Source organism: Thalassoglobus polymorphus (genome assembly GCF_007744255.1).
GTDB lineage: Bacteria > Planctomycetota > Planctomycetia > Planctomycetales > Planctomycetaceae > Thalassoglobus > Thalassoglobus polymorphus.
This window is the reverse complement of sequence record NZ_CP036267.1, coordinates 4,196,780-4,218,974: the sequence shown is the minus strand read 5'-3', so window position 1 is coordinate 4,218,974 and position 22,195 is coordinate 4,196,780. Positions and strand designations below refer to the sequence as shown.

The 22,195-nt window shown below is 58.8% G+C and carries 30 protein-coding genes; 17 read left to right on the top strand and 13 right to left on the bottom strand.

Annotated elements, in window-relative coordinates:
- Positions 1 to 43: 43 nt before the first annotated feature.
- The 16 genes from Mal48_RS15110 (at position 44) to Mal48_RS15035 (ending at position 13,870) form a co-directional block, all read left to right on the top strand.
- Entirely contained in the window at positions 44 to 385 is a 342-nt protein-coding gene (locus Mal48_RS15110; protein ID WP_145201202.1) for a DUF2190 family protein, read from the top strand.
- 11 nt (positions 386 to 396) lie between these two features.
- Positions 397 to 777, top strand: a complete 381-nt coding sequence (locus Mal48_RS15105; protein ID WP_145201199.1) for a hypothetical protein — start codon at positions 397 to 399, stop codon at positions 775 to 777.
- On the top strand, positions 777 to 1,205 hold the full coding sequence (locus Mal48_RS15100) for a hypothetical protein (protein WP_145201195.1): 429 nt from the start codon (positions 777 to 779) through the stop codon (positions 1,203 to 1,205). Before Mal48_RS15105 ends, Mal48_RS15100 begins: the two co-directional genes overlap by 1 nt.
- A 4-nt stretch (positions 1,206 to 1,209) precedes the next feature.
- A complete protein-coding gene (locus Mal48_RS15095) occupies positions 1,210 to 1,644 on the top strand; it encodes a hypothetical protein (protein WP_145201192.1) in 435 nt (144 codons plus the stop codon).
- 14 nt (positions 1,645 to 1,658) lie between these two features.
- A complete protein-coding gene (locus Mal48_RS15090) occupies positions 1,659 to 1,946 on the top strand; it encodes a hypothetical protein (RefSeq protein WP_145201189.1) in 288 nt (95 codons plus the stop codon).
- 5 nt (positions 1,947 to 1,951) lie between these two features.
- Complete coding sequence (locus tag Mal48_RS15085; RefSeq protein WP_145201186.1) at positions 1,952 to 2,575, top strand: hypothetical protein; 624 nt, start codon at positions 1,952 to 1,954, stop codon at positions 2,573 to 2,575.
- Positions 2,569 to 4,017 (top strand): trypsin-like peptidase domain-containing protein, encoded by a 1,449-nt coding sequence (locus tag Mal48_RS15080; RefSeq protein WP_145201182.1) that lies wholly within the window; start codon positions 2,569 to 2,571, stop codon positions 4,015 to 4,017. Before Mal48_RS15085 ends, Mal48_RS15080 begins: the two co-directional genes overlap by 7 nt.
- Before the next feature lie 14 nt (positions 4,018 to 4,031).
- Positions 4,032 to 4,820: a hypothetical protein gene (locus Mal48_RS15075; RefSeq protein WP_145201179.1), complete on the top strand. Its 789-nt coding sequence runs from the start codon at positions 4,032 to 4,034 to the stop codon at positions 4,818 to 4,820.
- Between the two features lie 14 nt (positions 4,821 to 4,834).
- A complete protein-coding gene (locus tag Mal48_RS15070; RefSeq protein ID WP_145201176.1) occupies positions 4,835 to 5,176 on the top strand; it encodes a thermonuclease family protein in 342 nt (113 codons plus the stop codon).
- 2 nt (positions 5,177 to 5,178) lie between these two features.
- Positions 5,179 to 5,619, top strand: coding sequence for a phage tail tube protein (locus Mal48_RS15065; protein ID WP_145201173.1), 441 nt, complete (start codon positions 5,179 to 5,181; stop codon positions 5,617 to 5,619).
- A gap of 85 nt (positions 5,620 to 5,704) precedes the next feature.
- Positions 5,705 to 6,184: a hypothetical protein gene (locus tag Mal48_RS15060; protein ID WP_145201170.1), complete on the top strand. Its 480-nt coding sequence runs from the start codon at positions 5,705 to 5,707 to the stop codon at positions 6,182 to 6,184.
- Between the two features lie 20 nt (positions 6,185 to 6,204).
- Entirely contained in the window at positions 6,205 to 6,411 is a 207-nt protein-coding gene (locus Mal48_RS15055; protein ID WP_145201167.1) for a hypothetical protein, read from the top strand.
- A 3-nt stretch (positions 6,412 to 6,414) separates the two neighbouring features.
- Complete coding sequence (locus Mal48_RS15050; protein WP_145201163.1) at positions 6,415 to 8,448, top strand: phage tail tape measure protein; 2,034 nt, start codon at positions 6,415 to 6,417, stop codon at positions 8,446 to 8,448.
- A 9-nt stretch (positions 8,449 to 8,457) separates the two neighbouring features.
- The gene (locus Mal48_RS15045) at positions 8,458 to 9,366 is read left to right on the top strand and encodes a hypothetical protein (RefSeq protein WP_145201160.1); all 909 of its coding nucleotides are present in this window, start codon (positions 8,458 to 8,460) and stop codon (positions 9,364 to 9,366) included.
- Positions 9,267 to 11,513 (top strand): hypothetical protein, encoded by a 2,247-nt coding sequence (locus Mal48_RS15040; RefSeq protein ID WP_197441732.1) that lies wholly within the window; start codon positions 9,267 to 9,269, stop codon positions 11,511 to 11,513. The genes Mal48_RS15045 and Mal48_RS15040 overlap by 100 nt, the downstream gene beginning before the upstream one ends.
- Before the next feature lie 842 nt (positions 11,514 to 12,355).
- On the top strand, positions 12,356 to 13,870 hold the full coding sequence (locus tag Mal48_RS15035) for a hypothetical protein (protein ID WP_145201154.1): 1,515 nt from the start codon (positions 12,356 to 12,358) through the stop codon (positions 13,868 to 13,870).
- A 139-nt stretch (positions 13,871 to 14,009) separates the two neighbouring features.
- On the opposite strand, the gene Mal48_RS23315 is transcribed toward Mal48_RS15035, so the two are convergent.
- From Mal48_RS23315 to Mal48_RS14975, 13 genes are all read right to left on the bottom strand, one after another.
- Entirely contained in the window at positions 14,010 to 14,147 is a 138-nt protein-coding gene (locus Mal48_RS23315; RefSeq protein WP_197441731.1) for a hypothetical protein, read from the bottom strand.
- Between the two features lie 49 nt (positions 14,148 to 14,196).
- Positions 14,197 to 15,033, bottom strand: coding sequence for a RecB family exonuclease (locus tag Mal48_RS15030; RefSeq protein WP_145201151.1), 837 nt, complete (start codon positions 15,031 to 15,033; stop codon positions 14,197 to 14,199).
- Positions 15,030 to 15,506: a hypothetical protein gene (locus Mal48_RS15025; RefSeq protein WP_145201148.1), complete on the bottom strand. Its 477-nt coding sequence runs from the start codon at positions 15,504 to 15,506 to the stop codon at positions 15,030 to 15,032. Before Mal48_RS15025 ends, Mal48_RS15030 begins: the two co-directional genes overlap by 4 nt.
- A 92-nt stretch (positions 15,507 to 15,598) precedes the next feature.
- The gene (locus Mal48_RS15020) at positions 15,599 to 16,963 is read right to left on the bottom strand and encodes a hypothetical protein (RefSeq protein ID WP_145201145.1); all 1,365 of its coding nucleotides are present in this window, start codon (positions 16,961 to 16,963) and stop codon (positions 15,599 to 15,601) included.
- On the bottom strand, positions 16,956 to 17,183 hold the full coding sequence (locus Mal48_RS15015) for a hypothetical protein (protein WP_145201142.1): 228 nt from the start codon (positions 17,181 to 17,183) through the stop codon (positions 16,956 to 16,958). The genes Mal48_RS15020 and Mal48_RS15015 overlap by 8 nt, the downstream gene beginning before the upstream one ends.
- Positions 17,183 to 17,404: a hypothetical protein gene (locus tag Mal48_RS15010; protein WP_145201139.1), complete on the bottom strand. Its 222-nt coding sequence runs from the start codon at positions 17,402 to 17,404 to the stop codon at positions 17,183 to 17,185. Before Mal48_RS15010 ends, Mal48_RS15015 begins: the two co-directional genes overlap by 1 nt.
- A gap of 99 nt (positions 17,405 to 17,503) precedes the next feature.
- Positions 17,504 to 17,749: a hypothetical protein gene (locus Mal48_RS15005; RefSeq protein ID WP_145201136.1), complete on the bottom strand. Its 246-nt coding sequence runs from the start codon at positions 17,747 to 17,749 to the stop codon at positions 17,504 to 17,506.
- A gap of 11 nt (positions 17,750 to 17,760) precedes the next feature.
- A complete protein-coding gene (locus tag Mal48_RS15000; RefSeq protein WP_145201133.1) occupies positions 17,761 to 18,714 on the bottom strand; it encodes a hypothetical protein in 954 nt (317 codons plus the stop codon).
- 89 nt (positions 18,715 to 18,803) lie between these two features.
- Positions 18,804 to 19,283, bottom strand: coding sequence for a hypothetical protein (locus tag Mal48_RS14995; protein ID WP_145201130.1), 480 nt, complete (start codon positions 19,281 to 19,283; stop codon positions 18,804 to 18,806).
- Positions 19,284 to 19,325: 42 nt separating this feature from the next.
- Positions 19,326 to 20,804: an AAA family ATPase gene (locus Mal48_RS14990; RefSeq protein ID WP_145201127.1), complete on the bottom strand. Its 1,479-nt coding sequence runs from the start codon at positions 20,802 to 20,804 to the stop codon at positions 19,326 to 19,328.
- A 41-nt stretch (positions 20,805 to 20,845) separates the two neighbouring features.
- Complete coding sequence (locus Mal48_RS14985) at positions 20,846 to 21,088, bottom strand: hypothetical protein (protein ID WP_145201124.1); 243 nt, start codon at positions 21,086 to 21,088, stop codon at positions 20,846 to 20,848.
- Between the two features lie 2 nt (positions 21,089 to 21,090).
- Positions 21,091 to 21,285, bottom strand: coding sequence for a DUF2997 domain-containing protein (locus tag Mal48_RS14980; RefSeq protein WP_145201120.1), 195 nt, complete (start codon positions 21,283 to 21,285; stop codon positions 21,091 to 21,093).
- Positions 21,282 to 21,650 (bottom strand): DUF1257 domain-containing protein, encoded by a 369-nt coding sequence (locus tag Mal48_RS14975; RefSeq protein WP_145201117.1) that lies wholly within the window; start codon positions 21,648 to 21,650, stop codon positions 21,282 to 21,284. Before Mal48_RS14975 ends, Mal48_RS14980 begins: the two co-directional genes overlap by 4 nt.
- A gap of 326 nt (positions 21,651 to 21,976) precedes the next feature.
- On the opposite strand from Mal48_RS14975, the gene Mal48_RS14970 reads away from it, so the two are divergent.
- The gene (locus Mal48_RS14970) at positions 21,977 to 22,189 is read left to right on the top strand and encodes a MerR family transcriptional regulator (RefSeq protein ID WP_145201114.1); all 213 of its coding nucleotides are present in this window, start codon (positions 21,977 to 21,979) and stop codon (positions 22,187 to 22,189) included.
- Positions 22,190 to 22,195: the final 6 nt, after the last annotated feature.

Genomic DNA, 22,195 nt, shown 5'->3' with positions numbered 1-22,195 from the left:
CAAGAGTTCCAACTGATCCAATTTCCTTGAGGAGTAACTCGATATGGCCGTGGCCACCTTCATTCAGGACGGAGCAGCGATCGACCACACACCCGGTTCCGCCGTGGCGGCAGGCGATGTGGTTGTGCAGGGCGATCTCATCGGGGTCGCCAAACGCCCCATCGCCGCCAACGAGCTGGGAGCCCTCTCGATCGAGGGCGTCTTCGACTTTCCGAAAGCGACTGGCGTCGGCACCGCGATCGCGGTCGGTGCAACCGTCTACTGGGACGTCGCTGACAGCGAAGCCAAAGAAGACTCCGAAACGGGAGCCAACAAGCAGCTCGGCAAAGTGGTGGCCGCCGCCGGCGACAACGATACCACCGTCCGTGTCCGGCTCAGTCAATAAGCGAGGCCTCGATGAACCTTCTCGAACACGCCTCGAACTGGCTTGAAGACCGGCGGACCGAGCATGCGACCAGCACCGTCACCTATCAGCGGGGAAACGACACGGTGGTCGTTTCCGCTTCGATCGGGCGCACGATCTTCGACGTTGACAACGGGTTCGGGGTGGTGGAACGGACAGAGACACGGGACTTCCTGGTGCTCACGGACGATCTCGTGCTCGGCGGAGCAAGGAAGCTCCCCGAGCGCGGTGATCGTGTGCGGGAAACACAGGGGACGACCACGTTCGTTTACGAGGTCATGGCTCCGGGCAAGGAGCCGCATTGGCGCTACAGCGATCCGTATCGCAAGACTCTGCGGATTCACACGAAACACATCAGCACGGAGACGCCGTAGTGGCTGTGATCACCGATATTGCCGACGCCGTGGCGGCTGAGATCAACGCGGGCTCGTTCAGCCAGCCGGTCTCTGCCACCCGCGAGTATCTGCCGGCCTTTGAACTGGCCGACATGCAGACGCTGCGTGTCACGGTCGTCCCGAAGTCAGTGACCACGCTGCCCGGCGGCCGCGCTCACAACCAGTACGACTATGCGATCGATGTGGCCGTCCAGAAGAAACTCGACGCGGCCGACAACACCGAGATCGATGAGTTAATGACGCTGGTCGACGAACTGGCCGAACACCTGCGGTTCAAACGGCTGACGGACTATCCGAATGCTGCGTGGCTGAAGACCGAGAACCAGCCGGTTTATGCCCAGGAGCATCTGCAGGAACTGCGGCAGTTCACCAGCATCCTGACTTTCACGTTCCGATTGATGAGGTGACGTGATGATCGGGATGAGAATCGACCAGGCCAGGGGACTGTTCTTCGATCGTGCGGCGGTGACATCCGCGGCCGATCGCGCTCAGCGCAGAGTGCTGTCGCGGTTCGGGGCGTTCGTCCGGCGTGGAGCCCGTTCGAGCATCCGCAAACGTAAGACCATCTCGCAGCCGGGTTCCCCTCCATCGAGCCACACCGGACTGCTCAAGAACAACATCTTCTTCGTCTACGAGCCGCTGCGATCCAGCGTGATCATCGGCCCGATTCTGCTCAGCGGCAAAGGGACCGATGCGCCGGCGCTGCTCGAGCACGGCGGGCACGCGGTCGGCCGGCGACGGAAGAAACGAGTGCGACTGACTTACAGACCCCGGCCCTTCATGGGGCCGGCCTTTGAACGGGAAACGCCGAAGCTGCCCGCCATGTGGCGGGACTCGGTGCGGTGAAGGAACCACCACACATGGGAGACATCAGTGAGACGAACGGCAAGCCGCACGGCCACGTCAACGGCTACATCGTCGTGCCGAAGTGGTTCGTGTCGTTCCTCAGTTTCGTGACATCGGTCGTTTTCGTCGGCGCGGTCCTGTGGGCCTGGTCGATCTCGAATGACGTCAGCGCCATCAAGGCGGAACTGAACGCCGCCAACGAATACCGCACGGCGGAGATCGACACGATCCGTCACCGACTCGACCGCCATGACACCCTGTTCGATCGCGTCTTTGAAAGGCTTTCAGCTTCCGAGAAATGAATCACATGGACGACTTCCAACCTCTTGATCTGCTGGCGTGCTACGGCACCGACGCGACAGCCCGGGCGATCACCTGGCTGACGGCATCGGCGCTTGCGCCGCGGCGATTGAGGCTGGGACCATCCCATGTGGCGGTCATCTGCGAGCATCACGGTTCGCCACTCTGGCTCGAGTCGACCACGCTCTGCCCGCACCCCTGCGCCGTGCTCGGATACCGGGTCGAAGGCGTGCAGGCGCATCTGCCGGAACAGCGGATTCACGATTACGTGAGCGCTGGTGGGCGTGTCGGTGTCTATCGGCTCTCCGCGATTGACCGGCTGTCGCAGAGTGAATCGGAGCTGCTCTCCAAGATTCTGATCCGGCATTTCCTCGGTCGGCTGGTCACGTATGACCTTGGCGGAGCACTGCTGTCCGGAACGCGGCTGTTCAAACGGACGCGGCTGCTGCCGGCGGCGGATCTGAATGAACTGTTCTGCTCGGAACTGGTGGCGGCTGTGCTGATGCGGCTGGGGCGGCTCAACCGGGCCAACCCCACGCGCTACAACCCGGCCTGCCTGCTGCGTCAGGTCGTGCGACAGGGAACGTTTCAGTTTCAGCGGTCGTACGCGCCGGAGGTGACCGCATGCTGAAGCACGTTGCCTCACTGTTGATTCTGCTGTGGACCACGTCCGTGCACGGAGCGGTGGCGGACGCGGTCGTCATGGTCGATGGCTGCAGCGGCGTCTGCGTCGATCCGGCGGGACTCGTCCTGACCGTTCGGCACTGCAATCTGCCCGAGACCGTGACCGTCCGATTCAAGGATCGGTCGGTGACCGCCACGCGGATCTATGTCTGCCGCGAAATTGAAGGCCCGGTGGTCTACGACTGCGAAGGCGACGGTTATCCGCACGTTCCTGTGGCCGCCAGTCCGCCCCGTGTTGGCGAGCGGTTGTGGTCCTACGGATATCCGTCGATCAACGACCGTCGCGAACTGCGGTGGACCAGTGGCCCACTGTTGCGGTGGAGCACGTTCGAATACGGAGGCGGATCCTTCAGCGGAAATGTTGTCGGATTCCGCACCTGTCCCGGCTGGAGCGGCGGCCCGCTGCTGAACGCCAAAGGCGAGGTTTGCGGGCTGCTCAACAGCACGGACTGCGCGACGAGCGTGTTTGTGTCGTCCGCGTCTGTGCGTGATGCGTACGCCGCCACGCGCTCGCGAACCGAACCAACTCCACCTGCCGTCGTTGACGGTCGCCCGAAGTTGTACGTGTTCGGTTCGATGAGCTGCACGCCCTGCCGGCGTTTCAAAGACGATTACGGGACCGGCACCGATCTGCGGCGGATGCTGGAAGCGACCTATGCGGTCGAGTTTGTGGACATCGACAAGCAGGCCGAAATCGCGCGGCGCTTCGGAGTCAGCGAAGTTCCCACGTTTCTCGTGCCGGGACGTGACCCGATCGTCGGTTACGAAGGAGCGGACAAGCTGCTGATTGCCCTCGGTCTGCGTCAGGAGATCGTCAGTCGCCCTCCGCCACAGCGAGTCGTCGTGCCCGCTGAACCAGCGCTCGTGCCGCCGGCTGTGGAAACACCTGCGGAACCGGCGACTCCCGAGCCACCACCCACCACACCGAAACCGGTAACCGCTGAAACACCCCTTGTAACGACCGAGCCATCCGCAACATCCACCGAGGCCGTCGAGCGCATGAGCGGGGTGGTGGAGAAAGCCGTCACGCTGGCCACATGGCTCGGTGTATCCGGCATGACGGGCGGTGCCGGCGGTCTGCTGCTGGGTGGCATTGCTCTGTGGCGCACGCTCCGCAAACGCCGGCGATCACGGACGGGACGCGATCCGCCCACCATTGAGAAGCCGCCGATGGTGACGGTTGATTCGCCGCCGCCACCGCAGGCGATCGTGCCCGAAACGCGGTTCGCTCCCTACGAGCGGGACACGTTCGCGGAAGCGTTCTCCTGGGCTGAATCGGAGCTCGTCCGCAAATACCCCGGTGCGGTCGGCACGCTCGAATCCCTCCGGGGACTCATTGATCAATACCTCGCCGCCAAAGGCCTGAAACGCCCGGCGGCTCATCCCTGACTCTGGAGTTTTCGATGAACGGACATGATGCATTCCTCTGGTACAACGTCGGGGACTGGGGCCGGTTCGGGCTGGCGGTTCCCAACTTCTCCGACGACACGCAGTCGCAAAACGACACGATCCGCTACCTCACCGATGTGATGGGACGCAATCTGCAGGCGATCCTGTGGCATCCCGATGCCAACCTGCGAACGCCGCCCTCGATCAATACGCTGACTCGCATCCATAAACTCTGCACGCGGGCCCGGTCGATTCTGGCGGCCCGCGCAGTGCCGGCCGCGACGCTCAACATGGAACCGGCCCATGCCTTGCCGGCTCCCGAAGAATTCCTCGTCTATCCGACGCCGTACTTCAAAGTCCGCAACCAGTGGCTCAAGCAGTACGCCGGTCTGATTCTGCTCTCGCTCACCGAATCGATGCAGCATCAGGAGAACGCCCGCCCGCTGGAGATCAGCCAGGCATTCTCGGGACTGATCGGCCAGTACGTGCAACGCGTCTATCGGCTGATGGCCACCGAGCTGTTCCGGATTCCGCTGGAGGACGCCGCCAAGCCGGACTTCACGCTGAGTGAAGAACAGCTGCGGACCTACGACCCGTCGGCCTGGTTCACCAGCACCGAAATGATCGACACGGTCCCGCCGCACGAAGACCGACCCACCGAAGACGATCTGGCCGTACTGACCAACGGCATCCCGATCAGCCATCTGCCGGTTCTCGGCCGCTGGCCCAGCGGACCGATCGCCAGCAGCAGCGGTGCCGGGGCACCGACCGGCGAATCGTTCGCACCGGCCCCGAGTGCGTGATCAGGAGATGAACTGTGTTTGAGTACCGCGCCCGCATCCTGAGAGTCATCGACGGGGACACCGTGGAAGCCGAGATCGACCTCGGCTTTCGGGTGTCGCTGCGGGCGACGCTCCGTCTGGCCGGCATCGACACGCCGGAGCTGCGGGGACCAACACGCGACGCCGGTCGCGCGGCGACGGACTACCTCGAACTGCTGCTCAGCAAACTCGCCGGTCCTGAGCGGCAGGTCACGGTCCGCACACAGAAGGATCGGACCGGCAAATACGGACGGTATCTGGCCGACCTGGTGGCGGGGAATCGCAATCTCAACGAGGCGCTCGTCCTGGCCGGACACGCGCGACCAATGGAGGACTGACAATGACCATCAAACTCGGCATGGAAGCGAAGCTGTACCGGAACACCGGGACCTACGCTGCCCCCACCTGGGTCGAGATGCTGAACGTCAAAGACCTGACGCTCAATCTCGAAGCCAGCGAAGCGGATGTCACTACGCGCGGCAACGCCGGCTGGCGGGCGACGATCGCCGCGCTCAAGGATGGCTCGATCGAGTTCGAGATGGTGTGGGACACCGGCGATGCCGACTTCACCGCCATCAAAGACGCGTTCTTCGGCAACACCAGCATCGAGTTCGCCGTCATGGATGGAGACGTCGCCGGCAGCGGCTCGCAGGGACTGCGGGCCACGATGTCGATCACCAGCTTCAGCCGCTCCGAAGCGCTGGAGGAAGCGATCGGTGTCAGTGTCACCGCCAAACCGACTTACGCCGACAACGCCCCGGAATGGATGACGGTGCCTTAAGACGGCACGGCCGCCGGCGGGTTCGAGCTGACGCTCGGAACGAACAAGCCGCTCCCGCTGGTCGCTCAACTTTAAGGATTGATGCATGAAAACATTTCAGGACAACGCGGGGCGAACGTGGACGGTGGCCGTCAATGTGGACGGCATCCGCCGCGTGCGCTCACTGCTCAACGTCAACTTGCTCGACGTGCTGGACGACGGCTGCAAACTGCTCGCGCAGCTGCATGACGATCCGGTGCTGCTGGTCGACGTGCTGTACTGCCTCTGCAAACCGGAAGCAGATGCGCAACAGATCAGCGATGAGCAGTTTGGCAAATCGATGTCGGGCGATGCGCTGCTGAATGCGGCCAGTGCATTGCTGGAGAGCCTCAGCGATTTTTTCCCGCAGGCCCGGCAACGGGCAGCGATGAAGGAACTGGTGGCGAAGACCAGCCAGGTGGTCGACCGGCTGCTGGATCACGCGGAGACGACGCTCAAAGAGTTCGATCCCGAATCAGTGGCGCAGAGTGCTATCGCCTCATTTGGGAACTCGCCGGACTCCTCGGCATCGACCCCCGATTCCTGACACTGCGGGAACTGGTCTGGATGGCGGAAGCCCGCAGCCATCACGACTGGAATCACACAGCCGCAGTCATGGCACTGCTGGCCAACTGTCATCGGGACCCCAAAAAATCAAAGACCTTCAAACCCAACGACTTTCATCCCCATACCCAGCGCCGCTCGGAACGGATGCCGACCGTTCCGGTCAGCGTGCTCAAACAGGTGTTCGTGGATCGGCAGACAGGAAAATGAGTGATGGCCACCGCATCAGGAATTCGCGCAGGACGAGCATTCGTCGAGCTATTCGCCGACGACTCGAAGCTCGTGCGCGGACTGAACGCGGCGAAGAAACGGCTGCAGGCATTCGGTTCGTCGGTGCGAGCCATCGGAGCGCGGATGTTCGCGGCCGGTGCGGTGGTGGCCGGTCCGTTGTCGCTGGCGGTGAAAGCAGCGAGCGACATGGAAGAGACGATGAACAAGTTCAATGTGGTGTTCGGCAACAACGCCGACGCCATGAAGGCCTGGGGCGATCAGTTCGCCGGGCAGATCGGCCGTTCGAAGAAACAGATCGCCGACTTTCTGGCCGGGACGCAGGACCTGCTGGTCCCGATCGGGTTTGAAGCGGGTGCGGCCCGAGAAATGAGTCAGCAGCTCACGGGACTGGCCATCGACCTGGCCTCGTTCAACAACATGGCCGACGCCGATGTGCTCCGCGATCTGCACGCGGCGCTAACCGGTTCCGGCGAAGTCATGAAGAAGTACGGCGTGCTGGTCAACGAAGCGGCCGTCAAACAGGAACTCCTCAATCAGGGGATCGACAAGAACAGTGCCAGCGAACAGCAGAAGGTGCTGGCGAGGCTGGCCATCATCCTTCGCGGCACGACCGCAGCACAGGGAGACGCCGCTCGGTCGGCTGGTTCTTTTGCCAACCAGATGAAGGCACTGAAGGCGAAGGTCGACGATGCGGCGGTCGAGATTGGCTCGGCGTTGTTGCCGGTCGTCACGCCGCTGGTCACCAAATTGGCCAGTGCCGTGCAGATTGTGGCCGACTGGATCAAACAGAACAGCGGTCTGGTGGTCAGCATCGCGAAGATCGCAGCCGTCGTGGCAGCCGCCGGTCTGGCATTCATCGTCATTGGGACGGCTGTTTCCGGATTCGGAGCCACGCTGGGGGCCATCGCGACGGTCATCACCACGGTCGGCAGTGCCATCGGGCTGGTTGGTTCGATGATTGCCGCATTGCTGTCACCTATCGGTCTGGTGATCGCCGGCATTGCCGGACTGGCCACGTATCTGCTGACTTCGACACAGGCCGGTGGCGAAGCGCTGTCCTGGCTGGGAAACCGGTTCACGGCACTTAAAGACACGGCACTGGCCGCATGGAAGGGAATCGGCGATGCGCTGGCGGCCGGCGATCTCGGACTGGCCGCCAAGATCCTGTGGCTGACGCTGAAGATGGAATGGCAGAAGGGCGTCAACGCGCTCAATCAGACATGGGTCAAGGTGAAGGAGTTCTTCCTGGCGACTTGGACCGAAGCGGTGTTCGGTGCGGCCTCCATCGCGACCAACGCCTGGGCCGGACTGCAGGCGGGCTGGACCGAAACCGTCGACGTGATGCGCGATGCCTGGTCGATGTTCACGACGTTCATCGCCAAGAACTGGAATCGGGTCGTCGGGTTCCTCAAACAGGCGTGGCAGAAACTCAAGTCGCTGGTCACCGGCGAAGACTCGTCCGCGGTGCAGAGTCAGATCGATGCCGAAACGGCTCGCATGAACCAGCAGCTCGACGACCGGCGCAACCGCGACATCTTCGAACGCGAACAACGCCGCCGCAGCCGCCTCTCCGAAATCGAAGGCCAGCGGACTGGCACGCTCGACGAACTCAATCGTCAGCGGGAGGCCGAACACGAACGTCGTCGCGACCAGTTTTCCGGCGACCTCGAACAATCCGAATCCGCTCTGGCTCAGGCACGCCGGGAATGGCAGCAGGCCATCGAACTGGCAGCCCGCAAACGGGAGGAAGCCGCCGCTGATGATCCCGCCCCTGAGCGGCTCACGAAACCCGACGAATTGCTGCAGCAACTGCAGTCGCAACTGAGCGGTGCCGGCGACCAGCTGCAACAGACGCAGGACAAGGTCAGCGTCAGTGGTTCGTTCAACGCCGCTGCGATTCGAGGGCTGAGTGCCGGTAACCCACAGGAGCGAACGGCGCGGGCTTCGGAAGAGACAGCCAAGAACACCAAACGAATTCTGCAGGAGGCCCAGCATGGTGGGCTGACGTTTGCTTAATGAGGAACAATGACTGTTACGGTTCACGAGAAATGGGACAGCCGCGAGACGTCGATCAGCGAAGATTCGACCGTCGACCTGCGGTACGTCATTCGTGGTACGGACGACGATGCGACGGCCAACAGCGCGCTGCTGGCCGCCTCGCCCGTTCTGTACGGCGGACTTGTGCGCCAAAGCGCCCACACCGAACGGATCGCCGAGGACGCGTGGGAAGGCTCCGTCCGCTATGGCATGCTCGAACCGCCGGAAACCGGCGACAGTTCCTTCTCATTCGATACCGGTGGCGGCACGCAGCATGTCACGCAGGCATTGGCCACCGTCGCCGCGTATTCCACTTCGGGACCTCCGCCGAATTTCGGAGGCGCGATCGGCGTCACGAAGGACAGCGTCGAGGGCGTGGACATCACGGTCCCGGTCTACAACTTCAGCGAGACGCACTACATCGATGCGCTGCTGGTGACAGGAGCCTACAAGGCCGGTCTGTTCTATCTCACCGGCACCGTCAACAACGCCCCGTTTCGCGGCTTCAACGCCGGCGAAGTGCTGTTCATGGGCGCGTCCGGCTCGAAACGCGGACAGGAGGACTGGGAGATCACGTATCGGTTCGCCGCCAGTCCCAACGTCTCGGGCCTGGTTGTCGGTTCCATTACCGGGATCAACAAGCGGGGCTGGGAATACCTCTGGGTGCGTTACGTCGACACCGAAGACACCAACGCCAAGACTCTCGTGAAGCGACCGCAGGCGGTCTATGTGGAGCAGGTCTATCCGTATGGCAATTTCGCTGGTCTGGGCATTGGAGCGTGTCCTATGAAGACCGCGTGCGACCAAATCGAAACGGAAAGTCCTCGGTCCGACGAGGAGGCGGCCCCGGCAAGAGTCGACTGTTCGTGGGAAACTCGTGGGGGGAGGTGCTGGTGATTCCGCACTACGATCTGCCCGGACGAATCATCGGATTCACGTTTATTGGCCGTGATGTGAATCCTCACGCAGGCGACATTATCTACAAACGGGCGAACATTGGCCAAACAAACCAGCGGCCCAAGGAATCAGGAATCGCGATGCTCCCAGCGGTGCAGGCAGGGTTGCACAGGCCATTCGGGAGCACCATCTTCATTTTCACGGATATCGTGCTGGCGATGTGGTTTCACGCGCGGTGGTTTCGTGAATCCTACCGACCACTCCCCGTCGTGGCTGTCCGGGAAAAATCGAATCTCAAGTCTCTGCATCTTCCCACTAGCCTGGAAGATCGCCGTCTCATCTTCTGCGGACCGCTGCAAGTCACCCTGCCGTTAGCCCGCCGCCACAACGGTTCCGTTTCGGAATACACCATCCCGGAAGCGGACATCGCAACACGCATCACTCGGCGTCCGCCTACGGACTTTCTCCACTTGTACGAGGAGAATGCGCGCCCTTGGGACGCAGCACTGGATCGTTTGCTACCGAGCCTCAGCGCTGAAGAAGGACGACTGTTGCTGGAACGTCTCGAAATGCCCCCCACCGAATATCGACAGATTCTGGCGATGTCGAAGCAACAGGATCGGATCGAGGCCCTGGCTCCTCTCCGTGTTGGAGCCAAGAAAGTTATCATCGGTGGTGACACAGTGATCGAAAGACCAGACGGCTGGTTTGTCGAAAGTAGCGAAGAACGAATCTGCAATTATCCGATGCGGATTGATGTCGTCCGCACGACTGATTTTGGGGACACCCAGTATGAGATCACCGTGCAGTGCTCCGATCGTCCGGTGACGCTGAGAGTGAATCAACGCGAGATTCACAATGGCAATCTGTTCGCGGCAGTGAATCGTCGACTCCTTCAGCAGCAAGGCGAGCCGCTCAATTACCAACAAAGAAAATGGGCACGGCAGTCTCTGTTTATCGCTCAGGAGCTCAGTGAGCCCGAGACGATCAGAGATGCAGGCAGGATCGGATGGACAAATGACGGACTCCGATTTCAATTTCCGAATTTTGCATTGTTTCACAACGGCGAAATTGATCGAGCCCCGATGGCAATTGAGCTGGACGATGGTCCTTTGCCCGCGCGTGATCTGTCACCACCTCGCACAGATCCTCTTTGCGTGGAGCAGTTATCTGACGAGTCCTCCGAGAACGGGATTGTGTGGGGTTTGGCTGCATGCGTAATTCAGCACCTCACTCGTAGGCATTGTCATAGCCAACATGCAATCGGTGTGGTCCTGGATGGAGCATACGCCCATGAAACCGGAGCCAGTGCCGCTATTGCGCTCGGATGTGGATCGGTGAATCTGGCTGCGAGACGAAGTCTGAGCATTCAGGATTACATCAGTCGGCAATGTTCGTTTCACGACTTTCCGGTGTTGATCCGACTTGGCCATAATTCCCGCATGCGCATGCAGGCATCGTGGCTCGACACCCCGAATTTCAAGCATGCCATCATGCCACTCAATCCATTCGCAGCGATCTCGGTAGCGAGTCGTCCCGGATTCGTCCGAGTTTGCTGCGATGGACATCCTCAATCGTTGGGGGCCACTGCGCCCGCTGCTCGCTGGATTATTCCCAACTATCTGAGCGACCTGCTGAAACGACGATTCTTTTACGCTCCAGACCGGAACAACCAACTCCTCGTGACCATCCTGGATGACATGGCTGAGTGGTTTGGTCGAGAAGGTGGCAGTCCGAGCGTCGTTCGGAGTGCTCGAAACCTGCTCCACTTTGATTCGGAAGATATCCCGCGTGCCTTTGTTGAAACAGTGGTCAGACTTCACGACGAAGGGTTGATTGCGTGTGTCCGAGCCGGTGCCGAGGGTACCGTGTCAGGCAAAACGCCAGTCGCGGTGGTCGTCCAGAACGTATCCGAAAATGAAGTGGGACGTATCAGCCTCCGTCCGACATTGATCAACGACGCATTACAGCGGAGAGGTGCTCCGGCAGTTCCACTCAATCAGATTCGTGACAGTCTCGACCTGCAAGGATCACTTCTTGCACGTCAGGGTGAAGGCCAAGGGGAACAGTGGCTGATCGACCAAGGGTGGTGGGACAATGTCGTGGAGTCGATTAGAAACGCCAGAACTGAACTGGTCGTCTCCTAAACCAGGAAATCGTGTTCGATGGGTCAAGTGGATGATGCGTACTCGTTTCAACCATGCCAGTTTGTACGGGCGATTTACGAGCCAACCCCCCTAATCCATCTCGCGAGCCTGAGTTCAAGCGCGGTGTCGACTTCAAAAAGCCGGGTGTTGCGGACGTGCGCAAAGGACTTACGTCCGTCTCCTCATTGAACCAAGCGATTGAGGAGCCCTGTAAGGTGCTCCAATAGGCGCGGCAGTCGTCGGACAGGGAGAACTGTCTGAGTTTCCAGACTCGCTCTCAAATCCAGTTCAACGACGCATTCGGGGTCGCGGAGTGATCTGCCCACAGTTCAACCGTGTAGTTTGCCACAGCTTTGTAGAACTCCCAACGCGGAAAGCCCGAGAAAGAGACGCAAGTCACTCTGGAAGAAGGCAGGGAGTAGGCAGGTTCAACACCACAGAAATCGCGAGGCGCGGGGGAAAACCAAAGCGTCACCAACTGTTCGGGATTCCCCGTTCCGATTGAGACGCGATGCTTTGCAGGGTATGATTTTGGGACGTAGAAATACAGCGGCCTTCATCGTGTGGGTCGCCACCGACAAGCCAAAACTTTGAGGATTTTGACCGTCCAGAATCCGGGTTCGTCACCCGATGAAAAATAATTGTCGCGAGAGCGGCAAGCTGTTGTCTCCTCCTAAAACCGCCAACCTGAGCCCTCGGGCTCTTGGAAGTACAGACACGGCACTTGGACCGCGCTCCCGTTGCGAAACGGGAGCGTCGGCCAGTGTTGGTCTGTACGCCCCTTGGCGGGGGTTGGAGGAGCGACCTGGTTCGGCGCTCCTCTTTTCGTTCCGGTACAGACAATGAAAGCGATTCTTCTTCACGTCCTACTGCTGTGCATCCTGTGTTCCGGATGCAATGCCCAGTCGCCTACCGAGAATGCGACGTCTGATACGCAGAATGCGAACAGTTCGCCGCCGGCAGGTTCGATTCAGCCAGGCAATGAGAATGGAGAGCCCGTTCAGACGGACGAAGCGCAGGCGAACAAGACGGAAGCTCGCCCGCTGCCAGAAGTGATGAAGGCAGGCGGTTTCCCTGTGTATGGCTTGCAAGTCTCGAAATACATTCAGTCGTCGCTGAAGTCTACGACTGGGCGATTGTCCGGGCGGTATTCAGCAGTCGGCGCGGTGAAACTTTGGCAACGAGAGTCTCCAAAGGGTGATCTGGCAGTGTTCTGCATGGTTCCCTTTCGACTTTATGCCGATCGTGAAGGTTCCAAGACCGAGGGCGCTTACCGCTGTACGGTCAACCGTTGTCGGTTCAACCAGTTTGCAATTCTCAACGGCAACGACAGGCTCGTTCCATGCACTTATCAGCAGGCACAAACGAGCCTCAAAGCTGGCCGGGATGTTTACTATCACGAAGACTCGCAGTCGTACGTCCTGTTCTGGAATCCAGTCGACGATCGGCTCAAGCCACAGGCTGATCGACCTGGAATCGACAGTACGTCACTCCGAGGTTTCACCATCGAGTACGAATTTGATCTGCTGAGTTATCAGTCTCCGTTGGTTTGGCAAGATGCCGTTGGCTATTACCGCCACGGTGCGCTCGTTGAAAGCCGATGGGACTCTGATCACGTCGTTTCGTGGAATCAGACCGGCGCTTTGTCAGGGATGACTCCCGATTATTTCCGGCCTGAGGAATCTTCCGAATCGCCTGTTGTCAGCGCCAGGCTACTCTCCGCAGTTCTGAAATCTCCCGAAGGTGACGTGGTTGCCGCATATAGGTCCGAGCGCAGCCCAAGCGTTGGTTCCGATCAGCCAGAGCTCTCGAAAGATGGCGTCGTGTCTGAGCAGACCGATGCAGCATCGAACGAAGACCGAGAACAAGAAGCCACTCAGAATCACGGTAGGATCGACTACATTTTCACCGACCCTTTCTGCAAAGAGATCCTTGCCTTCACAACAATAGATCAATTCAAAAAAAGCCATCCACAGGTGAAACTCGACAGCAAAAAAAGTGATCGAAAGCTTGGGTTAGAGGTATATCGGGACGGTGAGTTTTTCGATTATTCATTTCTCGACGGCTTACTACTTCAATCCGCCTTTACACTTCCCAGAAACAAGCGAAGTGCGGATGAGATGATAAAAAAATACGAGAAAGGAATGGGGCGGCCGGATTCGACTCAGATTCCAATCAAATTCAATAACCTGCCAGTCCATCGATACCTGAATTGGTCCATTGAAGAAGCCGATCTTAGGATCGAAATAGTCGAACTTCGAGATCCGAACGATGGCAGTGTCATCGTTACAGGGAAGTTTCTTTCGACACTGCTTGAGGAACAGTACATGGATAGGCTGAAGTCAAAGATGCCTTAGTTTGTCAGTGATTTGACAAGGCCTCATAGACCTATTTGTGGCAGCAGGGCGGGTTTCAATAGCTAAAGAGAAAGCCAAAGCCGCCGCCCGAGTTTCCCCGGACGGCGGCGGTGAGTTTCGGGGGTCAGCAGATGCGAGGTCAGGCTCGACGGTTTCGATACGCTCGACCGCGTCGCCAGCCGACCTTGAATGCGGCCTTCGAGCCGTTCCGTTTTCCTGCTGAGTAGGCCCAGTAGCCGATGCCGACGGCAACGGCGAGAGTCACGATGGGTTCCATGACAGGTGGTTCCTTTTTGTTTGTTGGAGTGATTTGTTATCCGAGCGGTTCAACCCTGCCAGGCGTCACACTGATTGCGATAGGGACAACTTGGACAGGCGGTGATGGACGGGGACGGATAGAAGTTGCCGTTCTGAATGGCCTGCCAGGCGGCGGACATGATGGCTTTGCCATGACGAATTGCGCCGTCTGTGATGGCGGCGGACTCGATGGCCACCGAAGGCGCTTTGGTCTTCGTGAGGACAATGAACTCGACACGAACCGGTTTGTCACCCGCGATCTGACCGACGAGCTCCTTGTAGACGATGGCTTGCAATTCCGCGTCCTGGCGTTGGGCGTCGCTCCATTTCGATTTGGCAGTCTTGAAGTCGATGACGATGAACGCATCGGGCGTTTCAATGACCAGATCGAGTCTGCCCAAAACATCAGGAGCGTCAACCAGCAGCGCTGCTCGCAACTCTTCCTCGATGCCAACAACTTGACCAGCGGGATGTGCCGCGTTACTTGCGATGAATGCAGCGATCATCCGCTGAGCCATGTCGGCAATTTTGGTGATGTCTTCATTCTTGCCGAGACGGATGGATGTCTCCTGCTCGCAGGCTTTCCATTCGTCCCAGAACATGACCAGTAATTCTTCTAACGTCGGTTCGGGCTGACCTTCGAGCTGAGCAGTGAACCAGAGTTCGAGCGCTGCGTGAATGCCGCGACCAAACGCCAGCGCAGAGGAGACTGTCTCCTCGGGAATACGGTCAATGTATTTGAAGCGGTAGGACAGCGGACAACGCAGGAACTGTTTCACAGCACTCACGCTGAGATAGTTTCGACCAGTCAGTTGCATGGACCGTTCATTGTTCACCCCGCTGGAGAATTTGGCAGAGGCGATCATCGGCTGCTCCCGTTTCCCGTCGACTGGCCCTTCAACTCGTCAATCAGTTCGGATGCCTGAGCGATGTCGAGGTCCTCCGCTGTGCGAACCCCGAACCGATCCAGCTGTGGCCCGAGGTCAATCCGACCACGACCGGCGATGGCCTTGATAGCTCGCACCTGACTTTGGGTTGCCCCGCGACCATTCGAGGAACGGCTTCCGTTTGATTGGTGCGAGTAACCGTTGCCATTCTTCTGGCCATTGCTGTTTCGGTGATGCCCATTGGCGGAGCGCTGGTTGTCATCTTGATGTAATTCGGCATTCAGCGAATCACGAGCGAGTCCGAACAGTTTGTGGATCTGGCTTCGCAGTCGATCCGGTTCCTCAACGATTCCCGAATCGAGTTCGACTTCCAGGTTGACCGAAGCGCCGCGGCTGCCGTAGTTGGCCTCGCCAACCTTTTTGTTGAGGCCGATGTTGATCTGTACGGGCATGTGGATGCCTCCTCATTGGTGGGTAAGAAAACAGCCCGGCATCATCCGTGGATGAAACCGGGCCATGCTGGTATTGCGATGATTGGTGACGACTACGCGCCGATGTTCTCCAGTTGCTTGAGCGACCGGAGTGTGGTCTCTACGAGCCGGTTCTGCTTTCGCTTTGCTTTGATCGCGGAGATCAATTCGCGAGTGTCAGTCAGCGCTTGGCTCAGCGAATCACGCAGAGCCTCGGCCTTTGCCAGCACGCTGGCAGGTTTCTCGGCGTGAGATCGGGGCGATGTGGGACGTTTCGTGTCTGGCATGGGGATTGTGGTCCTTCTTTGTGTCAATCGTTTTGGTGAATCGCATGGCGACTCGATGCGAGTGAGCTGCGCGTCGGGGGCGATCGCCCCGTCTTTTCCAAGCAATGCCCAGATGTATGAGCGCCGGTCGTCACGACAGAATGCGGGGGATTCCGCTGTTTGCAGATAAATCTGTCGAAACCCGAGCGACGCCGCCCGGCGGAGATAATCACGATTCGTGTTGAAACGCAGTTCCACACCCGAGCGTTGCGAGTTGCAGAGGACGAGTTCGGTGCCGACGTCCTGGTCCGCACTCTTGGATCGGATCGCCACCGAGCCATTGAGGTCAACAGTGACCGGCGCATTGAACTCCGAGGCAGCCGGGAGTTTTCGAGAGGCTTGGGTCAGGAAATCGGCATCCGTATCAGCGAGGATCATTGTGGATGTGGCGGCATCGACAGCCGGAACATGATCGTCCACGTTGGGAAAGCGAGCTTCCTTCTCGATCTTCAGATATAGCGTCCAACTGTCTGCCTGAACCGAAACCCAGTCGTCGGATTGCCCAATCATCACGTCGGCGGCGTAACTGAAGGCTTTGGAGCTGAATGCCTTCGTGGCGGGAACCAGAACATCGTCATTCCAAGGGAATGAGAATCCCGAGTACATCAATGCCTGACGTCCGTCCGTGGCGGCAATCTGGCCGTCCGAGCCGCGCAGTCGAACGCAACTCAGCGCGAAACGCGACGATTCGTTGTCGGTCGTTGCGACGGCTTCCGCCATCGCCGGGATAAACTCGCGGTCGATGCCCGTGAGTTCTGTTGGTGCTTCGGGAACTTCGACCGGCTCGGCATGGTTGTACTGAGCGGTTTGGGGAATGCCGCCATCGAGCCATTGAACTGTGATCGTGTCACCATCGCGCTGGATGCAGACTTGATCGTTCCGTTTGCCTTCGCAGGCTTGTAGCGCTTCATAGGGCAACGTGATAACGCTGGGGCGGAAATCGCCTTCGATGCGATGTTCAACCGCGATGTTGTCCGAGAAGGACTGAATCAGCAGCCCGACTGGAGTTGCTCGAAACGTGACAATCGGTGCCCGACGCGCTGAGGTGATTCCAAGGGCCTGCCGAATCGTTGAGCGGATGAGATGAATCTGTTTGCGGGTGAGTTCAATCACGGCACCTCCTCTTGTGTTGGGTTGGTGGTGGACGTGACACCGGCGAATCGGTCATCACGTCATGAAAGAGCCGCATACCTGACCGGAAGAAGATCCAGGTGAGGATAATCTCCCAGCCAAACAGGAAGAATGCGGCAAAACAAAGCACGCCGACGAACACGGTGTAGCTCGCATAGAACTCATCGAGTTGTCGGCGTTTGGAATCCTTGCCTGCTGCCATCAGGCAGCCCAACGTCGGCGATCGCGACGCATGGGGTACATGGCGTAGTTGCGTTCCAGTTCCAGTTCATCCCAGTCGATAATGTTGGGAGGCAGGTCGTCAGGTTCGGGGTCGAAACACACTTCGAGTGGGTCTGCAATACTGAATCCAATACGGCGAACGTCGCACAGTGTTTCGCCGGTGACCTCAGCCACGGCATTGTCGATCTCTACTTGAGTCATTCGTTCAATTCCTGGAAAAAGGTAGAACGACCGCCCAACATAGGGCGGCCGTTGAGATACAGCCGCCCCGCACGCTGCGAGGCTGAGATCAGGTTGTTGTTACGCGCCAGGCGTCAGCCAGTGTTCGAGCAACCATTCCACTTCGGCATCGAGTGCCTCGGAGCGCGTTGAGAACGGTCCCAGACTTGGACCGTTTACGGGCGAGAGATCGGCAGTCCATTGACCATCCGCCGTCGGTTCAACATGTGAACCACGGCGGATGCTGGCTTCGCCGATCTGCCGGACATCAATCGCTTCTGAATAAACGCAGCGACAGTTGCCGGAAGGTTCTATGAGTAGTTGCACGTAGACCTCCTTCAACGCGGCCGTCGCTGAATGTTCCGGCGAGGACGATCAACGAGGAGACCGTCGAGATTGGCTTGCACGGTCGACATCTGCGTGGCGATGTGCTGCCGCAGGGACGCGTTGTCCCGCAGGTGCTGAGGCTCCACGCCGCTGACGATCGACTCAGCACGCTCCACAAGTTCTTCAAGTTCCGTATTTCCGCCGATGTTCAGCTGGCGGAACCGAGCGAAGAACTCGTTCAGATTATCCACCGTGGTGTCGCGGAACGTCTTCGGTTTGCCATCTTCCGTGCCGGACATGCGTTCGACCAGGTGATCCACCAAACCTGCAAGTTGCTCGAAGAACATCTGCTCGGCCTGCTCGACGGCTTGGGTGAATCGAGCCTGCACACGGTCACACTCTTGCCGATAAACTTCCGGGTTGAGCTGACGCAGATACTCAGGAGCTTCCACAGCCGGGAACGAATGCTCGATGCCGAACGCACCAATCAACGTCGTCGGATAGTCGCTGGGATTGAACAACGAGCCCAACCGCTCACGAGCCGCCGACCGCATCTCATCGTAGTGCCGTTCAAGTTCCACAACGGCACCATCAAGTTCGGAACGGAACCGATTGAGAGTCTCGTCGAACTCGGCAATCTGATCGTGACGAATCAGCCGAATGCCTCCTTCGGGAAATGGCAGACTATTGTCCTTCCAGAACTTGGTGACTCGCCCTTTGATCTTCGTCACGGCGGCGAGCGCAGGATGTTTCGGGTCCAGCAAGCGTTTGGAAGCACTGATGGAAGCACCATCCGCGCCGAAGACATCTGCTGCGACGATCTTCTGATCGGTGGACAGCGTTTTTGTCGTCCCCAGCCAGGTGAAGACCACTTTGATCGCCGCCATGGTGGCCCGCATCCGTCGAGCCGCAAGTTGTGTTTGGATGTGTTGTGTGTCGTTATTGTTCTCAAGCACGGTGCTCACTGACTTCTCCTTTGATTGTTGAAACGAAAACGCCACTCAGCCTGCGAAGACTGAGCGGCGTCGAACTCCAAATTGGGATGTGATTGAAATCACTCGGAAATGCTCACCTCGTCTTCGACCCACCCAGTTCCGAGCCAGACCTGGGTGTAGGCAAACGAGCGGGCGTTCTCAGCTTCCAGTCGGACACGAACTGGAACACGCTGTTTGAGGTCGTATCCGGGTAGCGGTACGTCCCAGGTGACAGTGTGGTCCTCATTCGGTTCCCAGGTATCGAATGCGTGAATGCGTAGACCTTCGCCGGTTTTGACTCCGGGATAGTCAACAATGACGGTCAGACGTCCATTCCTCAGGGCGCCGGGATGCACATGCCAGAACCTCAAATGCAAAACGGGCTCGCCGTCAGGTGAAACATCCAGGCGACCTGCATTCAGGGCGATCGCGGGAGCTTTTTGCTGTTCTTTCTCGTGCTGCCAGAATCGACTTCCCCAGATTGAGAGGAGAGTCAGCATGACAATAATCGAGAAGACGGTTCCACCGTCCTGGTACCAATGCTTCTCCTTGTTAGACATAGAACCTCTTTCAGTGAATGGGTAATGACCCAGCGAGCCAGGTCAGTTGTTGGATGGATTGCGGCTCACGCGACGACGCTGCTTCGACGCCTTGCCGGATTCGTAGATGCCAGGCTGATTAGCCGACAGGCAGCGACCGCTGGCCCACTTTCGCAAGCGGTCCACGCTTTCATTGGCCGTCATCGCGATGGGCACCACGTTCTGCGCGGCTTGAACCAAGGGAACATCGAGCAGTGCCGACAGTCGACAGCAGGCTTTGATCTCCGCTCCGGTCCAGTCGTTGTCGTCGGGCATCCGCTGGTCGCGGTCGATCTCGAACAACGTCAGATAGATGTTCCAGATCGCGTCCTTCTCCTCACGAGCGGGAAGGTCAAGGAAGAAAATGCCATCGAACCGCTCGCTGCGACCGAACTCAGGCGGGAGCCTGGACACATCATTCGCCGTGCAGACGACAAAGACGTCTGACGAGTGATCGTTGAGCCAGCTTAGGAACGTCCCGAACATGCGTGACGACACGCCCGAGTCACCGTTGCAGTTCACACCGGCGAAGGCTTTCTCAATCTCGTCGATCATCAACACGCAGGGTGCCATCGCATCGACAATGTGCAGCGCCTGCCGAGTTCGTTCCTCCGACTGCCCGACGAGCGACCCCATCAGACTGCCGACGTCCAGAATCAGCACAGGTCTTCCAATTTCTTTACCGAGCGCTTTGCAGAACTGCGATTTGCCGCAACCAGGCGGTGACAGCAATAGCACGCCTCGCGGTCGGCGTCGTTCATCTCCCCGGCTAGGTTGTAACAGTGCTCGTTTGCAGAACGACTTCAATGCCGACAATCCGCCGAGGCTGCTGAAGTCATCCTGACCTCGATGCAGTTCGAGTGAACCCGATTTCTTCAACGTCTGAGTTTTCAATTCCCAGACTGCGTCGGGCGTCACGCGACCATGCCGAACCAGTGACAGGCTGAAGGCGTTCTCAGCTTCCATCCGAGTCAAACCGGCGGCGGCATCCAGAACCGTTTCCAGCTCCGGGCCGTCCGGCAGTTCGGAATCTTCGGTCGCGATCCCGCGAGCGATCTCGCCCAGTTGCTCACGGTCAGGGAGTTCATGCTCGACGACGACAAACAACTTTTCGAGTTCGATCGGCAACTGCACGACGGGAGCCAGCACCACGAGAATCGTCCGGTTCTGCTTGCCTGCGATAATCTGCTGGGCGATCGCCTGCACGATCTCCGCCGATTGCAGGAACCGGTGGAAGTTTTGAAGTACCAGGATTGCCGTTCCGTCCGGCGTGACCAGCGAGTTGACGGCGCGAATCGCTGCCAACGGATCGTTGCCTGTTCCTTCGATCTCAGCACCGGGGACTTTCAGTCCTTGTTCGATGTCCCACGTGGCGAGCCGCCAGTCTTCCTGACGACACAACTGCGCGATCGCCACCAGAGCATCTTGATGCTCGTGGCTCTCAATCCAAATGCCGGTGAAACACGCGCGTACGTATTCAGCAAGCCGTTCAGTCAGTGACATACACAGACTCCTGTTGAGTGTTGAATAAAAAGATGGGGCTGTTATTCGGGAGCGATCTCGGTCGGTTCGACTTCAAGCTGCTCAACCTGTCGTTCGAGTCGAGCGATCTTGGATTGCAGCTTCTCCATCGCGTGGAATGCTCGCTTCAACCGCGACATCCAGCGTTTGAGGGATTCACGCTCTTTGGTGAGTTGATCCTGTTTCTTTTGAAGCCTTCGCTGGTGACGACGGGATTCCGCGTCAGAACTTTGCGGGCGCAGGACACGGCGTCGGACTTTGATCACGGTCAACCTCCTTCCTGCACAGGCTGCTGACGCGAGGCCGATTGATGAAACTCAGCCTTGAGGACTTCATCAGTCTGCTGCCCCAGCGCCTTCTCGATGAACTGACTGGCCTGTCGACACTCCGAGCCGACGAAGCCTTTGGTTTCCACTTTGGTCTGCCCATTGGGCAGGACGGTGATTTCGATGGTCTTGCTCATGCAGCACCTCCGACGCTCACGGTCAGCTTGATCGAGCCATCTTCCAGAGGCTGCTCGATAACCGAGTGTCCTTTCTTGCGGGCTTCGATCTTGGCTTTCTCGACCGCATATCCCTGAAGGAACCGATCGAGCTGCTTTTGCTCACCCCAGCGACCGTTGTAATTGTCGTAGGCGAGCTTGCCGGTGTTGACGTCGGCCACAACCGGATACCGCCACTCCGGCAACTGCACAGCCCAGCCTGTTGCCGAGTTGCTGAACAGCTTCACCTGACCAAAGACCGGCTCTGGCAGCTTGAGTCGATCACACGCCGACCGAATGGCGACAGGATCACGAACTTCTGTTTGAATCGAAACGATGTGCGACAAGGCTTGATCCTCCGAGTTACAGAAAACAAACGCAGGACCGACCACCGGCCCCGAAACGAGAAAAACCCCGCACGAACCGGTCAAAGTCGGTTCGCACGGGGCAGCGAGAGCCTGAGAAGCGAGTTCCCAGAGCTATGCCAGGGGCATCAAGGTACTTGCCGCGTTTTTTGCTCCAATTCAGCAACCAGCCGGTCCAGGTTGGACAGATCGTGTCCAACCTGGCGCATAGACTAATGCTCCGTCCGCTACCGATGGGGTGTAGACTTTGCTAGACTGTGTCATGATCGAACGGGGCCGTTTCTGCCACGCATCGAAGGTACTAAGCGATGGAAAAACTGAATGATTACGTAAAGACCGCCGAGGCTGCGGAGATTCTCGGCGTCTCGCAGACGACCCTGAGAAAGTACGGAGAATCTGGCAAAATTCCTTGCCACCGCAATCCCGCCAACGGTTACCGATTGTTCAAACGATCCGACTTGGAGGACTTCCTTCGTGAAACAGCGGAGTCAGCCACAAGAGAGAAGCATAAGGCCAAGTAATAACCT

Coding starts and splice junctions, on each gene's coding strand:
- Mal48_RS15110 (WP_145201202.1), top strand. CDS start 44: ATGGCCGTGGCCACCTTCATTCAGGACGGAGCAGCGATCGACCACACA.
- Mal48_RS15105 (WP_145201199.1), top strand. CDS start 397: ATGAACCTTCTCGAACACGCCTCGAACTGGCTTGAAGACCGGCGGACC.
- Mal48_RS15095 (WP_145201192.1), top strand. CDS start 1,210: ATGATCGGGATGAGAATCGACCAGGCCAGGGGACTGTTCTTCGATCGT.
- Mal48_RS15090 (WP_145201189.1), top strand. CDS start 1,659: ATGGGAGACATCAGTGAGACGAACGGCAAGCCGCACGGCCACGTCAAC.
- Mal48_RS15085 (WP_145201186.1), top strand. CDS start 1,952: ATGGACGACTTCCAACCTCTTGATCTGCTGGCGTGCTACGGCACCGAC.
- Mal48_RS15080 (WP_145201182.1), top strand. CDS start 2,569: ATGCTGAAGCACGTTGCCTCACTGTTGATTCTGCTGTGGACCACGTCC.
- Mal48_RS15075 (WP_145201179.1), top strand. CDS start 4,032: ATGAACGGACATGATGCATTCCTCTGGTACAACGTCGGGGACTGGGGC.
- Mal48_RS15065 (WP_145201173.1), top strand. CDS start 5,179: ATGACCATCAAACTCGGCATGGAAGCGAAGCTGTACCGGAACACCGGG.
- Mal48_RS15060 (WP_145201170.1), top strand. CDS start 5,705: ATGAAAACATTTCAGGACAACGCGGGGCGAACGTGGACGGTGGCCGTC.
- Mal48_RS15055 (WP_145201167.1), top strand. CDS start 6,205: ATGGCGGAAGCCCGCAGCCATCACGACTGGAATCACACAGCCGCAGTC.
- Mal48_RS15050 (WP_145201163.1), top strand. CDS start 6,415: ATGGCCACCGCATCAGGAATTCGCGCAGGACGAGCATTCGTCGAGCTA.
- Mal48_RS15045 (WP_145201160.1), top strand. CDS start 8,458: ATGACTGTTACGGTTCACGAGAAATGGGACAGCCGCGAGACGTCGATC.
- Mal48_RS15035 (WP_145201154.1), top strand. CDS start 12,356: ATGAAAGCGATTCTTCTTCACGTCCTACTGCTGTGCATCCTGTGTTCC.
- Mal48_RS23315 (WP_197441731.1), bottom strand. CDS start 14,147: ATGGAACCCATCGTGACTCTCGCCGTTGCCGTCGGCATCGGCTACTGG.
- Mal48_RS15030 (WP_145201151.1), bottom strand. CDS start 15,033: ATGATCGCCTCTGCCAAATTCTCCAGCGGGGTGAACAATGAACGGTCC.
- Mal48_RS15025 (WP_145201148.1), bottom strand. CDS start 15,506: ATGCCCGTACAGATCAACATCGGCCTCAACAAAAAGGTTGGCGAGGCC.
- Mal48_RS15015 (WP_145201142.1), bottom strand. CDS start 17,183: ATGGCAGCAGGCAAGGATTCCAAACGCCGACAACTCGATGAGTTCTAT.
- Mal48_RS15010 (WP_145201139.1), bottom strand. CDS start 17,404: ATGACTCAAGTAGAGATCGACAATGCCGTGGCTGAGGTCACCGGCGAA.
- Mal48_RS14995 (WP_145201130.1), bottom strand. CDS start 19,283: ATGTCTAACAAGGAGAAGCATTGGTACCAGGACGGTGGAACCGTCTTC.
- Mal48_RS14990 (WP_145201127.1), bottom strand. CDS start 20,804: ATGTCACTGACTGAACGGCTTGCTGAATACGTACGCGCGTGTTTCACC.
- Mal48_RS14980 (WP_145201120.1), bottom strand. CDS start 21,285: ATGAGCAAGACCATCGAAATCACCGTCCTGCCCAATGGGCAGACCAAA.
- Mal48_RS14970 (WP_145201114.1), top strand. CDS start 21,977: ATGGAAAAACTGAATGATTACGTAAAGACCGCCGAGGCTGCGGAGATT.